10 protein-coding genes are annotated in these 13,571 nt (G+C 63.7%); 4 read left to right on the top strand and 6 right to left on the bottom strand.

Annotated elements, in window-relative coordinates; genetic code table 11:
- Positions 1-146: 146 nt before the first annotated feature.
- Genes pta through EL191_RS18915 form a run of 3 tightly spaced genes read right to left on the bottom strand, consistent with a single transcriptional unit; the run spans position 147 to position 3,740 of the window.
- Positions 147-2,261 (bottom strand): phosphate acetyltransferase, encoded by a 2,115-nt coding sequence (pta, locus tag EL191_RS18925; RefSeq protein WP_041980685.1) that lies wholly within the window; start codon positions 2,259-2,261, stop codon positions 147-149.
- Positions 2,262-2,270: 9 nt separating this feature from the next.
- Positions 2,271-3,455 (bottom strand): acetate kinase, encoded by a 1,185-nt coding sequence (locus EL191_RS18920; RefSeq protein WP_013717023.1) that lies wholly within the window; start codon positions 3,453-3,455, stop codon positions 2,271-2,273.
- A complete protein-coding gene (locus EL191_RS18915) occupies positions 3,456-3,740 on the bottom strand; it encodes a DUF3565 domain-containing protein (protein ID WP_080558776.1) in 285 nt (94 codons plus the stop codon).
- 11 nt (positions 3,741-3,751) lie between these two features.
- On the opposite strand from EL191_RS18915, the gene EL191_RS18910 reads away from it, so the two are divergent.
- The 4 genes from EL191_RS18910 to clpB all read left to right on the top strand — a co-directional run bounded on the left by EL191_RS18910 (position 3,752) and on the right by clpB (position 8,459).
- A complete protein-coding gene (locus EL191_RS18910; RefSeq protein ID WP_013717022.1) occupies positions 3,752-4,237 on the top strand; it encodes an FKBP-type peptidyl-prolyl cis-trans isomerase in 486 nt (161 codons plus the stop codon).
- A gap of 185 nt (positions 4,238-4,422) precedes the next feature.
- Entirely contained in the window at positions 4,423-4,908 is a 486-nt protein-coding gene (locus EL191_RS18905) for a glutathione peroxidase (protein WP_041980686.1), read from the top strand.
- 131 nt (positions 4,909-5,039) lie between these two features.
- Positions 5,040-5,777 carry a nitroreductase family protein gene (locus EL191_RS18900; protein WP_041980687.1) on the top strand — a complete coding sequence of 246 codons (738 nt, stop codon included), beginning with the start codon at positions 5,040-5,042 and terminating at the stop codon, positions 5,775-5,777.
- A 117-nt stretch (positions 5,778-5,894) separates the two neighbouring features.
- On the top strand, positions 5,895-8,459 hold the full coding sequence (clpB, locus tag EL191_RS18895) for an ATP-dependent chaperone ClpB (protein WP_041980688.1): 2,565 nt from the start codon (positions 5,895-5,897) through the stop codon (positions 8,457-8,459).
- Between the two features lie 201 nt (positions 8,460-8,660).
- Here clpB and dld read toward each other — a convergent pair whose 3' ends face one another.
- The 3 genes from dld to EL191_RS18880 all read right to left on the bottom strand — a co-directional run bounded on the left by dld (position 8,661) and on the right by EL191_RS18880 (position 13,299).
- Positions 8,661-10,379: a D-lactate dehydrogenase gene (gene dld, locus EL191_RS18890; protein WP_041980689.1), complete on the bottom strand. Its 1,719-nt coding sequence runs from the start codon at positions 10,377-10,379 to the stop codon at positions 8,661-8,663.
- A gap of 4 nt (positions 10,380-10,383) precedes the next feature.
- Positions 10,384-11,523 carry an FMN-dependent L-lactate dehydrogenase LldD gene (lldD, locus tag EL191_RS18885; protein WP_041980690.1) on the bottom strand — a complete coding sequence of 380 codons (1,140 nt, stop codon included), beginning with the start codon at positions 11,521-11,523 and terminating at the stop codon, positions 10,384-10,386.
- Between the two features lie 84 nt (positions 11,524-11,607).
- On the bottom strand, positions 11,608-13,299 hold the full coding sequence (locus EL191_RS18880) for an L-lactate permease (protein WP_041980691.1): 1,692 nt from the start codon (positions 13,297-13,299) through the stop codon (positions 11,608-11,610).
- Between the last annotated feature and the right edge of the window lie 272 nt (positions 13,300-13,571).

The following is a 13,571-nucleotide window of genomic DNA, read 5'->3' as shown; positions in this document are numbered from 1 at the left end:
GTTCCGTGCAGCGAGCTGGTTCGGCGCCAAGGTTAACGCTTGTGCACTGACCTGCAAGTGCCAGCATTGACCATCGGGTTTCGCTCATTAGCGGGCTCTGCCGTGCGCACCGGCCATCACGGCCGGCGCTTGCCCATCCAGGGTGGCTACGGCGCCTTACCGCTCGCTTCAGTTGGCAGATTGGCTGCCTGAATCGCGGTAAGGGCGATGGTGTAGACGATATCGTCGACCAAGGCGCCGCGCGACAGATCGTTCACCGGTTTACGCAGGCCCTGCAGCATCGGGCCGACGCTGATGCAGTCGGCGCTACGCTGCACTGCCTTGTAGGTGGTGTTACCGGTGTTCAGGTCAGGGAATACGAATACCGTGGCGCGGCCGGCCACCGGGCTGTTGGGGGCCTTTTGCCGCCCCACGCTCTCGATGGCGGCGGCGTCGTATTGCAGCGGGCCGTCGAGCAATAGATCGGGGCGCTTCTCGCGGGCCAGGCGGGTGGCGGCGCGCACCTTTTCCACTTCCTCGCCACTGCCGGAGTCACCGGTGGAATAGCTGAGCATGGCAACGCGCGGCGGGATGCCGAAGGCCAGTGCCGAGTTGGCACTCTGCAGGGCGATCTCGGCGAGCTGTTCGGCATTCGGGTCCGGGTTCACTGCGCAGTCGCCATAGACCAGCACCTGATCCGGCAGCAGCATGAAGAACACCGAGGACACCAGGTTGTAGCCGGGGGCGGTCTTGATCAGTTGCAGCGCCGGGCGAATGGTATTGGCGGTGGTGTGGATGGCACCGGAAACCAGGCCGTCCACTTCATCCAGCGCCAGCATCATGGTGCCGAGTACCACGGTGTCTTCCAGCTGCGCCTCGGCCATCGGGGCGTTGAGGCCCTTGCCCTTGCGCAACTCGACCATCGGCTCGACGTAGCGGCCGCGAATCAGGTCCGGGTCGAGAATTTCCAGGCCTTCCGGCAGCTCGATACCTTGGGCTCGGGCGACTGCATGAACGTCTTCCGGCTTGGCCAGCAGTACGCAGCGGGCGATGCCTCGGGCCTGGCAGATGGCGGCAGCCTGTACGGTACGCGGTTCGCTGCCTTCGGGGAGAACGATGCGCTTGGCTGCGGCCTTGGCTCGTTGCACCAGTTGATAACGGAAGGCCGGTGGCGACAGGCGCAGCTCACGCGGCGTGCCGCAGCGATTGGCCAGCCAGTCGTGGTCGATATGGCTGGCGACGAAGTCGGAGACCTTGCCCGCGCGCTCGCGGTCATCCAGCGGGATTTCCTTGTTCAGGCGATTGAGGTTGGTGGCCGTATCGTAAGAGCCGGTGCTCACCGTCATCACCGGCAGGCCGCTGGCCAGGGCGCCCTGGCACAATTCCATGATGCGTGGATCTGGGGCGAAATCGCTGCACAGCAGCAGGCCGGCCAGGGGAACGCCATTCATCGCCGCCAGGCAGGCGGAGAGGATGATGTCGTCGCGATCACCCGGCGTCACCACCAGGGTGCCCGGTTTGAGCAGTTGTACGCTGTTGGCCACGGCGCGGGCACAGAGCACGATCTTGAGCATGCGCCGTTGCTCGTAGTCGCCAGCGTTGAGGATGCGTGCGCCGAGCAGCTCGGCGATGTCCTTGGTGCGTGGCGCATTCAGTTCGTCCTGCCAGGGAATGCAGCCCAGGAGGCGGAAGCTCTCGGTCTTGAGCAGTGGCGAAAACTCTTCCAGACGTTCGGCGAAGGCCTCGATGCCGTCCTCGCTGCGCACCTTGTTGAGAATCACCCCGAGCACTTTCGGGTCCTTCGGGCCGCCAAACAGTTGCGCCTGGATTTCGATGCGGTCGGACAGTTCCGTGAGGCTTTCGTCTTCCGGCGCGCTGACCAGTATCACGTCGGCGTCCAGGCTCTTGGCCAGGTGAAAGTTGACTCGTGCGGCGTAGCTGGCGTGGCGCGTCGGCACCATGCCTTCGACGATGACCACGTCCTTGTCGACGGCAGCCTGCTGATAGAGGCTGATGATTTCTTCCAGCAACTCATCCAGCTGGCCATCGCCGAGCATGCGCTCGACATGGCTCAGTGGCAGCGGTTTGGGCGAGTTCAAGCCATGGGTGCGCGCGACCAGCTCGCTGGAACGCTCCGGACCGAGGTCGCCGGCATGCGGCTGGGCGATGGGCTTGAAGAATCCGACCTTGAGGCCGCTGCGCTCCAGTGCGCCGACCAGCCCCAGACTGATGGAGGTAAGACCGACACCGAAACCGGTGGGGGCGATGAAGAAGGTATGCATGAATAGACCTCAGTCGAGCAGGGCAAGGGTATCGAGGGCGATCTGCCGCTCTTCGTTGGTTGGCACCACCAGTACGCGCACGTGGCCATCGGCGTGAATGGCGCCGGCTATGCCGCGCACGCAGCGGGCGTTGGCCTCGGCATCGAGCTTGAGTCCGAGCAGCGTGAGGTGGTCGAGCGTCTTGCTGCGAATCAGCGCCGAGTTCTCGCCGATGCCGCCGGTGAAGATCAGTCCATCGAGACGACGCAGTGCGCAGCTCATCGAGGCCAGCGACTTGGCCAGGCGGTAGCAGAACACTTCGATGGCCAGGCTCGCGCCGACGTGGCCCTGTTCGCGCGCCTGCTCCAGCGTGCGCATGTCGTTGGACAGGCCGGACAGGCCGAGCAGGCCGCTGTCCTTGTTGAGCATGCTGTCGATCTGTTCCAGGCTCCAGCCCAGGGTGCGTGACAGGTGGCTGTGCAGGTTGGGGTCGACATCGCCACTGCGCGTGCCCATCACCAGGCCCTCCAGTGGCGTCAGCCCCATGCTGGTGTCGCGGCTGTGCCCATTCTCCACGGCGCAGGTGGAGCTGCCATTACCCAGATGGGCCACCAGCCAACTGCTGGCGTCGAATGCCAGGCCGCTCATTTGCGCCGCCTTGCGGCTGACGTAACGGTGGCTGGTGCCGTGGAAACCGTAGCGGCGTACGCCGTGCTCAGCGTAGAGCGCGTGCGGTACGGCGTAGCGATAGGCGTGCTCGGGCAGGCTCTGGTGGAAGGCGGTGTCGAACACCGCCACCTGCACCAGGTTGGGGAACAGCTTCATCGCCGCTTCGATGCCTTGCAGGTTGGCAGGGTTGTGCAGCGGAGCCAGTGGCGCGATATGACGGATCGCCTGCAGGCTGACGGCATCCAGACGCGTGGCGCCGGAGAAATGTTCGCCGCCATGCACCACGCGGTGGCCGATGCCGTGCAGCTCGCCGGCGGCGGCCTGCTGCACGATGGGCAGCAGGTGGGAGAGGGCCAGGCGATGGTCGGCTCCCGACAGCACCAGGCTGTCCTTGTGTTCGCCCTGCTGCCAGTGCAGTACCGCTTCGGGGCTGCCCAGGCGTTCGGCCAGACCGCTGAGAATGAAGGTTTCCTGCGCTTCGTTGACCAAGGCGAACTTGATCGACGAACTGCCGCAGTTGATCACCAGAATGTTGCGTGCAGACATTTAAGCTTCCTTGAAGTCATCGTGCGACCGATCCATGGCACACCAGCCGCAGGGGAAGACACTACCCTGTCTGACCTGGCGTTGCTGGGGATCGAGTACCCAGGGCCGATTCTGCCAGGGCGGTCGGTGGCGCACATGCTGAGTATGGCCACAAGATAAGACTGCCACCCAGTCGCCATGCTCGTCCTGACGAAAATCAAGGATACGCACAGCCCGTTTGTCCGGGCTCGGGTCGCAATCCAGGCCGGCCTTGGTTAGACTTGCCCGTTCATTTCTCTTTCGCAAAAGGTCTCCCCATGCTGATCGCCGCCAACAAGGCTGTCTCCATCGACTATACCCTGACCAACGATGCCGGTGAGGTGATCGACAGCTCCGCTGGCGGCGCGCCACTGGTTTATCTGCATGGTGCCGGCAACATCATCGCCGGTCTGGAAAAGGCTCTGGTCGGCAAGAAAGCCGGTGACGACGTCGAAGTCTCCGTCGAGCCGGAAGAAGCCTACGGCGAATACAGCGCCGAGCTGGTTGCCACTCTGAGCCGCGCCATGTTCGAAGGCGTCGACACCCTGGAAGTGGGCATGCAGTTCCATGCCTCCGGCCCGGACGGCAGCATGCAGATCGTCACCATCCGTGACATCGATGGCGACGACGTGACCGTCGACGGCAACCACCCGCTGGCTGGCCAGCGCCTGAACTTCAAGGTCAAGGTGGTGAGCGTGCGTGACGCCAGCGAAGAGGAAGTGGCTCACGGTCACATCCACGGCGAAGGTGGTCACCACCACTAACAGGCTGAGTTGCCGATCAGGCGACTTGCGGTCGTACCCACCGGTTCAACCGCTGCTAAGCTCAAGCTTGCGATGAAGGCGCCTCAGGGCGCCTTTTTCATGCATGGTGGCTTGCCCAATCGCAGCTGCCTTGAGGATTACCGGGCATTGCGCCCGTTGCACTGAATTCGCTGAGGAAGTTCGTCATGAGTGCCTTTCACGATCTCAATCTACGTGCGCTGGATGGCCAGGAACTGCCGCTGGCGCCTTACAAGGGCCAAGTGGTGCTGGTGGTCAATGTCGCCTCCAAGTGCGGTTTGACGCCTCAGTACGCGGGGCTGGAAAAGCTCTACCAGCAATACAAGGGCAACGGCTTCACGGTATTGGGAGTGCCATGCAACCAGTTCGCCGGTCAGGAGCCGGGCAGCGAGGACGAGATCCGTTCGTTCTGTAGCCTCAACTATGGCGTGACCTTCCCGCTGGGTAGCAAGCTGGAGGTCAACGGCCCCGGTCGGCACCCGCTGTATCGCCTGCTGGCGGGCGAGGGCGCGGAGTTTCCTGGGGACATCACCTGGAACTTCGAGAAGTTTCTGGTCGGCCAGGACGGCCGCGTGCTGGCGCGCTTCTCACCGCGCACCGCGCCGGATGACCCTGCACTGATCCAGGCCATCGAAAAGGCGCTCGGCCTCTAGCCGTGGCACCTGCGCGCTCGATCTGAGGCGCAGGTGAGGCTAATCGGCCAAATCCACGGTCATTTCCTCCCGTACCCTTGTTCGCAGAGCCGCCCGGTTGCTTAATCGGGCGACTGCCGAGGAGTGCCCCTATGACCAGCTTTCCCCACGAGCAAGCGCCCGCCAAGGCTTCACCGGCCGAACTTCGTGCGCTTATCGAAAGCCGCCGCGCGGTGCGCCGCTTCACCCCAGAAGCGGTGCCGGATGCGGTGATTCGCGACTGCCTGGAGCTGGCCATGCTGGCGCCGAGTTCCTGCAACCTGCAGCCCTGGAGCTTTCAGGTGATTCGCGATGCGGCGCTGCTGGCGCAGTTGCAGCCGGTGTGCATGAGCCAGAACGGCGCCCGTGCGCCTCTGATCATCGCCGTGCTGGCGCGTCCTGACACCTGGCGCCAGGCCTGTCGAAACATCATCGACTACTGGCCGGAGGCCCAAGTGCCGGTGCGCATCCGCAGCTTCTACAGCAAGACCGCGCCGTTCCAGTACAACCAGGGGCCGTTGGGGCTGCTGGGCCTGTTCAAGCGGCAACTGGTGCGTCTGGTGGGACTGCGCAAGCCGCTGATGCGCAAGCCCAATAGCAAGGCCGACATGCGCCTGTGGGCGGTGAAGTCCACTGCGCTGGCGGCGGAGAACCTGATGCTCGCCTTCCAGAGCCACGGCTATGCAACCTGTCCGATGGAAGGATTCGATGAAGTGCGCCTGCGTCGCGTGCTGGATATTCCGCGTCAGGCCATTCCGATCATGCTCCTGGCCGTCGGGCGCGAGGGCGAGAAGGGTGTGTATAACCCGCGCCTGCGCTTTCCGCTGGAGCAGCAGGTGATCTGGCGCTGATCTGGGTCAAGTCGTCGTCTCTTGAATACGGCGTAATCGTCCTTATCTAGTCTGCATCTCGGCAGGTTTCGTTTTTCGGGGATGTTGTCCCGGCCTGCCACTATGGAGGAAGGACATATGCGTATCGATCGTTTGACCAGCAAGTTGCAACTTGCACTTTCCGACGCCCAATCCCTGGCCGTGGGCATGGACCACGCCGCCATCGAACCGCTGCACCTTATGCAAGCCTTGCTGGAGCAGCAGGGCGGCTCGATCAAGCCGCTGCTGATGCAGGTCGGCTTCGACATCAATAGCCTGAGGCAGGGCCTGACCCGCGAGCTGGACCAGCTCGGCAAGCTGCAGAACCCCACCGGTGACATCAACCTGTCGCAAGATCTGGCGCGCCTGCTCAACCAGGCCGACCGTCTGGCACAGCAGAAGGGTGATCAGTTCATTTCCAGTGAGCTGGTGCTGCTTGCCGCAATGGACGAGAACACCAAGCTGGGCAAGCTGCTGCTCGGCCAGGGCGTGTCGAAGAAAGCGCTGGAAAACGCCATCGCCAACCTGCGCGGCGGCCAGGCAGTGAATGATCCCAACGTCGAGGAGTCGCGCCAGGCGCTGGACAAGTACACCGTCGACCTGACCAAGCGTGCCGAGGATGGCAAGCTCGATCCGGTGATCGGCCGTGACGACGAGATTCGCCGCACCATCCAGGTGCTGCAGCGCCGCACCAAGAACAACCCGGTACTGATCGGTGAGCCCGGCGTCGGTAAGACCGCCATCGCCGAAGGCCTGGCCCAGCGCATCGTCAACGGTGAGGTGCCCGATGGCCTCAAGGACAAGCGTCTGTTGTCGCTGGATATGGGCTCGCTGATCGCCGGTGCCAAGTTCCGCGGTGAGTTCGAGGAGCGCCTGAAGGCGGTGCTCAACGAACTGGGCAAGCAGGAAGGGCGCATCATCCTGTTCATCGACGAGCTTCACACCATGGTCGGGGCCGGCAAGGCCGAGGGTGCCATGGACGCTGGCAACATGCTCAAGCCGGCCCTGGCTCGTGGTGAACTGCACTGCGTCGGCGCGACCACACTGGATGAGTACCGCCAGTTCATCGAGAAGGATGCCGCGCTGGAGCGTCGCTTCCAGAAGGTGCTGGTCGACGAACCGAGCGAAGAGGACACCATCGCCATCCTGCGTGGCCTCAAAGAGCGCTACGAGGTGCACCACGGCGTGACCATCACCGATGGCGCGATCATCGCTGCGGCCAAGCTCAGCCATCGCTACATCACCGACCGCCAGTTGCCTGACAAGGCCATCGACCTGATCGACGAGGCGGCCAGCCGCATTCGTATGGAGATCGACTCCAAGCCGGAGGAACTCGATCGTCTGGATCGTCGCCTGATCCAGCTGAAAATCGAGCGTGAGGCACTGAAGAAGGAAGACGACGAGGCGACCAAGAAGCGCCTGGTCAAGCTGGAAGAAGACATCGCCAAGCTGGAGAAGGAATACGCCGACCTGGAAGAAATCTGGAAGTCGGAAAAGGCCGAGGTGCAGGGTTCGGCGCAGATCCAGCAGAAGATCGAGCAGGCCAAGACCGAGCTTGAGGCTGCGCGGCGCAAGGGCGACCTCAATCGCATGGCCGAGCTGCAGTACGGTGTGATTCCGGATCTGGAGCGCAGCCTGCAGATGGTCGACCAGCACGGCAAGAGCGAGAACCAGCTGCTGCGCAACAAGGTCACCGACGAGGAGATCGCCGAAGTCGTATCCAAGTGGACCGGCATCCCAGTGAGCAAGATGCTCGAAGGCGAACGCGAGAAGCTGTTGAAGATGGAAGGCCTGTTGCACCAGCGGGTGATCGGTCAGGACGAAGCGGTGGTGGCCGTGGCCAACGCCGTGCGCCGTTCCCGTGCAGGATTGGCCGATCCGAACCGGCCGAGCGGCTCGTTCCTGTTCCTCGGCCCGACCGGGGTGGGCAAGACCGAGCTGTGCAAGGCGCTGGCCGAGTTCCTCTTCGACACCGAGGAAGCGCTGGTGCGCATCGACATGTCCGAGTTCATGGAGAAGCACAGCGTCGCCCGTCTGATCGGGGCACCGCCCGGCTACGTGGGTTACGAGGAGGGTGGGTACCTGACCGAGGCGGTGCGTCGCAAACCCTACTCGGTCGTGCTGATGGACGAGGTGGAAAAGGCTCACCCCGACGTGTTCAACGTGCTGTTGCAGGTGCTGGAAGATGGCCGTCTGACTGACAGCCACGGCCGCACCGTCGACTTCAAGAACACCGTGATCGTGATGACCTCCAACCTCGGCTCTGCGCAGATCCAGGAACTGGTCGGCGACAAGGAAGCACAGCGCGCCGCGGTGATGGATGCGGTGGGCAGCCACTTCCGCCCCGAGTTCATCAACCGTATCGACGAGGTGGTGGTGTTCGAGCCGCTGGGCCGCGAGCAGATCGCCGGTATTGCCGAGATTCAGCTGCAGCGTCTGCGTGGCCGCCTGGCCGAGCGCGATCTGAGTCTGGAGCTGACCCCGGAGGCGCTCGACAAGCTGATCGCCGTCGGTTACGACCCGGTGTATGGCGCACGTCCGCTCAAGCGTGCGATCCAGCGCTGGATCGAGAATCCGCTGGCACAGCGCATCCTGGCTGGCGACTTCGCGCCTGGTGCGAAGGTCAAGGCCAAGGTCGAGGGCGAGGAGATCGTCTTCGCCTGATCGGCTGCTGCGTAAACACCAAGGCCCGCTAAATTGGCGGGCCTTTGCTTTTGTAGCCCGGATGAAATCCGGGGAGTCGTGTCAGATCTTCCCGGATTGCATCCGGGCTATACGGTGCAGCGTAGCTATTGTGGGAGGGGCTTCAGCCGCGAACGTCGCCGCTGAAGCGCCTCCCACATCCGTAATAGCGGCTTCAGCGTCTTAGCAACAACCACCCCAATGCTTCTTCTTCGAGGTATGGCCGATGCCGGGGTTGAAGGTGTTGGTCGGGTCCAGTTCGCGGTAGAAGCCGGCCAGCGCCGGCTTGGCTACGTACAGGTGGCCGACGTTGTGCTCGGCCGGGTACTCGGCGCGGCGCGCGTCCAGCAGCTTCCACATGCGGTGCTCCATCTCGATCGGGTCGATGCCCTTCCTGACGATGTAGTCCTGATGGAACACATGGCAGAAAAAATGCCCGTAGTAGAGCTTGTGGATAATCTGCTCTTCCATCTCCTGCGGTAGTGTCTCGACCCAGTCGCGGTCGTTGCGGCGCAGGGCGATGTCCAGGGCGAGGATATCCTCGACGCTGCTGCGGTGCGCCTCGCGGTAGCGAATCGCGGCGCCAGCGATGGCGAAGCGATGCAGGAAGGCCTTGCGCCCCTCCTCGGCGTCGCACTCGAAGAAGGCGCCACTGGTACTGCCGCTGAAGTACTCGCTCAGGAAGGCACGGGTCTGCTCCAGGGTGTCGTTCGATACCCGCACCAGCAGATGGTGCTCGAAGCGGTCGCGGTACTCACGCATGCGCGCGGGCAGGTGGCTGGGCAGCAGGTTCATCAGCGTCTGGATTACCTTGTCGGTCACCCCGCGCAGCCCGAAGCGCTCGAAGAAACCGTCGACCCGGCTCTTCATGGCGAAGGCGGCCGGCACTTTGGCGGTGCCGAATTTGTCGATCACCAGGAAAGTGTCCTTGCCATATTTTTCGCCGATGTCGAAGGCGGTGCGGTGGATGTATTCCCCGGCAATCGGTAGACGCGGTAGCTTGGCCAGCAGGTGACGGCGCACTTCGGTGAGGTCGTGCGGGTCGTTGCTGCCGATGTAGAACACCGTGCTCGGCTCCTTCGGGAAGGTATCCAGGCGCACGGCGAACAGGCACAGCTTGCCGGCCGAGCCGGAGGCTTCGAACAGACGCGACGGGTCGGCGTTGAAGCGCGCCGGGGTGTCGGCATCGACATCGCGCACGTGCTCGCCGTAGCGCGCGTCGGAAGCCTTGGCATGCTCCTCGTTGCGCACCTGCTGCGGCGTGTAGTCGCCGTTCTGCAAGCGGGTGAGGATTTCCTCGGGGCTGTCGCCCAGCTCGATCCCCAGGTGATTGACCAGCACCAGCGAGCCGTCATCCTTCACCTGCGCGTAGAGCGCCAGCTCGGTGTAGGCCGGGCCGCGGCGCACCAGGGCACCGCCGGAGTTGTTGCAGATGCCGCCGAGCACCGAGGCGCCGATGCAGGACGAGCCGATCACCGAATGCGGTTCGCGGTTCAGTGGCGCCAAGGCCTGCTCGAGGCGGTCCAGAGTCGCGCCGGGCAGGCACACCACTTGCTGGCCATCGTTGATCAGCTGTACGCCAGTGATGCGCAGGGTACTGATCAGTACGATCTCGCGGTCGTAATCGGCCCCGTCCGGGGTGGAACCGCCGGTCAGACCAGTATTGGCCGCCTGCATGATGACGATGCGATCAGCCGCCACCGCCGCTTGCAGGATGCGCCACTGCTCCAGCAGCGAGCCTGGGCGTACCACCGCCAGCACATTGCCCTCACCCGTACGGTGGCCCTTGCGAAAGCGCCGTGTCGATTGCTCATCGGTCAGCACGTGGCTGGCTCCGACGATCTGGCGCATCTGGCCCAGCAGGGCATCACCAGTGACAGCTGTGGGGACGGCGGCAGTCATTGGATCAGCGCTCCTTTACCAGCAGGTCCGAGGTGACCTCGGCGATGGACTTGGCACCGGTCAGCACCATGGCCACACGCATTTCCTTCTCGATGAGGTCGAGCAGGTTGCTCACGCCGGCACCACCGGCAGCGGCCAGTGCGTAGAGGAAGGCGCGGCCAAGCAGCACGGTGTCGGCGCCGAGAGCAATCATGCGCACCACATCCAGGCCGGTGCGGATCCCGGAGTCGGCGAGAATCTTCAGGTCGCCCTTGACCGCGTCGGCGATGGCCGGCAGCGCGCGGGCGCTGGACAGTACGCCGTCGAGCTGACGACCACCATGGTTGGAAACGATGATGCCGTCGGCGCCGAAGGTCACGGCATCGCGGGCGTCTTCGGGGTCGAGGATGCCCTTGATCACCATCGGACCATCCCAGAAGTCACGAATCCATTCCAGGTCCTTCCAGGAAATCGACGGATCGAAGTTGGCGCCCAGCCAGCCGATGTAGTCGGCCAGGCCGGTTGGGTTACCGCGGTAGGCAGAGATGTTGCCGAGGTCGTGCGGCTTGCCCAGCAGGCCGACATCCCAAGCCCACTGTGGATGAGTCATCGCCTGCAGCATGCGGCGCAGCGCCGCGTTCGGGCCGCTCATGCCGGAATGGGCATCGCGGTAGCGAGCGCCGGGCACGGGCATGTCGACGGTGAATACCAGGGTCGAGCAGCCGGCGGCCTTGGCGCGCTCCAGGGCGTTCTTCATGAAGCCGCGATCCTTCAGCACATAGAGCTGGAACCACATCGGCCGATCGATGGCCGGCGCCACTTCCTCGATTGGACACACCGACACGGTGGACAAGGTAAAGGGAATACCCTTGGCCGCCGCCGCCTTGGCTGCCTGCACTTCGCCGCGACGGGCGAACATGCCGGTCAGGCCGACCGGCGCCAGGCCTACCGGCATCGACATCTTCTCGCCGAACAGCTCGGTGGAGAGGTCCAGCTCGGACATGTTCTTCAGCACGCGCTGGCGCAGTTCGATGTCCGACAGGTCGGCGACGTTGCGGCGCAGGGTGTGCTCGGCATAGGCGCCGCCATCGGCATAGTGGAACAGGAAGGGCGGCAGCTTGCGTTGAGCGGCGGCGCGATAGTCGGTGGAGGCAGAAATGATCATGGGCTCATCCTGTTGCTAAAAAGGGGAAGCGTAGCCTGACGGCAAGAGCCCCAGCGTGGCCGGGGCGCTTTCGGGTGACGAGAGTCAGTGCACCAGCGGATCACTGACACCCAGCACGTAGATCGCGACCATCGCGATGATGCCGGTGAACAGCACGTAGTACAGCGTCGGCCAGATGGTCTTGCGCAGGGTACTGCCTTCGCGGCCGAGCAGGCCAACGGTGGCCGAAGCCGCAACCACGTTGTGGATCGCCACCATGTTGCCGGCTGCAGCGCCCACGGCCTGGACCGCGACGATCAGCGCGCTGGAGATACCCAGGCTGCTGGCGACGCCGAACTGGAACTGGCTGAACATCATGTTGCTGACGGTGTTGGAGCCGGCGATGAAGGCGCCCAGGGCGCCGATGCTCGGCGCCAGCAGCGGGTAGATGCCACCCACGCTGTCGGCTACCCAGCGGGCCATGAGGATCGGCATGCTGGCCAGCTCGGCACCGTTGACGCCGGAGTTGATCAGGATACGCACCATCGGCACGGTGAACAGCAACACGAAACCGGCGCTGAGCAGCACGCTGGAGGATTCCTTCACCGCCTTGCCCAGGTCGCGTGCCTTCATGCCATGCAGGAAGAACGTGGCCAGAACCACGGCGACCAGAATGCCGCCGGGCAGATAGAGCGGCTGGAAGTTGGCACTGACGCCGGCCTCGCCGAGCAGGTCGGGGAAGTTAACCACCACAGCCTTCAATGCGTTACCCACTTCCGGGAACACGCGGCTGACCACCAGCAGGGCGCCGACCAGTACGTAGGGCAGCCAGGCGCGCAGTGCGCTCATCGGTTTGGCGGTCAGCTCGTCCAGTTTCATCTCGACGGTGCCCAGCCACTCGCTCGGCCACTTGTCGGCCGGGGCGAAGTCCCAGGTGTTCTTCGGTACCAGGAAGCCAAAGCGTGCGGCACTGGTGACGATCGCCAGGCCAATCAGGCCGCCTAGCAGCGAGGGGAATTCCGGGCCGAGGAATACGCCGGTGAAGACGTATGGCACGACGAAGGCCAGGCCGGCGAAGATGGCGAACGGCAGCACTTCCAGACCGGCTTTCCAGCTTTTCTCCTGGCCGAAGAAACGGGTCAGCATCATCGCCATGATGACCGGCATGACCACGCCCACGGTGGCGTGAATGATCGCCACTTCGCTGGTGATCAACTGCAGGAACTGCGCCCAGGACGAGCCCTGCTCGACCAGCTGTGCACCGATGGTGGCAGTGTCCAGGCCGGTATTGAGACCGACGATGATCGGCGTACCGACGGCACCGAAGGATACCGGCGTGCTCTGAACCAGCATGCCCATCAGCACGGCGGCCATGGCCGGGAAACCGATGGCGACCAGCAGCGGGGCAGCGATGGCGGCCGGTGTGCCGAAGCCCGAGGCGCCTTCGATGAAGCAGCCGAACAGCCAGGCAATGATGATTGCCTGGATGCGGCGGTCAGGGCTGATGGTGGTGAACCCTGCGCGAATCGCGGTAATGCCGCCGGAGTGCTTGAGGGTGTTCAGCAACAGGATCGCGCCGAAGATGATCCACAGCAGCCCAAGGGTGATCAGCAGGCCTTGCAGCGTGGAGGCGAGAACGCGGTTGAGGGTCATGTCCCAGGCGAACAGGCCGACCGCGGCAGTGAGTAGGTAGACCAGCGGCATGGCGTGTTTGGCCGGCCAGCGCAGGCCGATCAGCAGGATGGCAGCCAGCAGGATCGGCGAGAACGCCAGCAGGGCGAGAATTCCGTTGGACATTGGGGCTTACTCCACACGAGCGCGCGTCTGGCGCGGCAGGGATGAGGCGTTATCGAACAGGCGTGCAGCGCGTAGGGCTGTCATGGCGAGACCTCGATGGTTTGTTGTTCTTGTTGGTTAAATTGGTAAGACCAATTTACAAAGTAGCGGGCTCAGGTTAAAAGTTGCTCAATAGGCTGTCAAATCGAGATGCTAAGACTTTGGTCGTATAGTGCTGGCTTGTTCAGTCAGGATGGGCGCTATAGGCTTGCGCCATGAGGCTTGAGGGCTGG

Origin of the sequence: Pseudomonas mendocina, assembly GCF_900636545.1 — a bacterium.
GTDB lineage: Bacteria > Pseudomonadota > Gammaproteobacteria > Pseudomonadales > Pseudomonadaceae > Aquipseudomonas > Aquipseudomonas mendocina.
This window is presented reverse-complemented; position numbering and strand designations above follow the sequence as displayed.

Bases quoted from the DNA above. Each gene is read 5' to 3' on its own strand.
- lldD (WP_041980690.1), bottom strand. From the start codon at position 11,523: ATGATCATTTCTGCCTCCACCGACTATCGCGCCGCCGCTCAACGCAAG.
- EL191_RS18910 (WP_013717022.1), top strand. From the start codon at position 3,752: ATGCTGATCGCCGCCAACAAGGCTGTCTCCATCGACTATACCCTGACC.
- EL191_RS18900 (WP_041980687.1), top strand. From the start codon at position 5,040: ATGACCAGCTTTCCCCACGAGCAAGCGCCCGCCAAGGCTTCACCGGCC.
- clpB (WP_041980688.1), top strand. From the start codon at position 5,895: ATGCGTATCGATCGTTTGACCAGCAAGTTGCAACTTGCACTTTCCGAC.
- dld (WP_041980689.1), bottom strand. From the start codon at position 10,379: ATGACTGCCGCCGTCCCCACAGCTGTCACTGGTGATGCCCTGCTGGGC.
- EL191_RS18880 (WP_041980691.1), bottom strand. From the start codon at position 13,299: ATGTCCAACGGAATTCTCGCCCTGCTGGCGTTCTCGCCGATCCTGCTG.
- EL191_RS18905 (WP_041980686.1), top strand. From the start codon at position 4,423: ATGAGTGCCTTTCACGATCTCAATCTACGTGCGCTGGATGGCCAGGAA.
- pta (WP_041980685.1), bottom strand. From the start codon at position 2,261: ATGCATACCTTCTTCATCGCCCCCACCGGTTTCGGTGTCGGTCTTACC.
- EL191_RS18920 (WP_013717023.1), bottom strand. From the start codon at position 3,455: ATGTCTGCACGCAACATTCTGGTGATCAACTGCGGCAGTTCGTCGATC.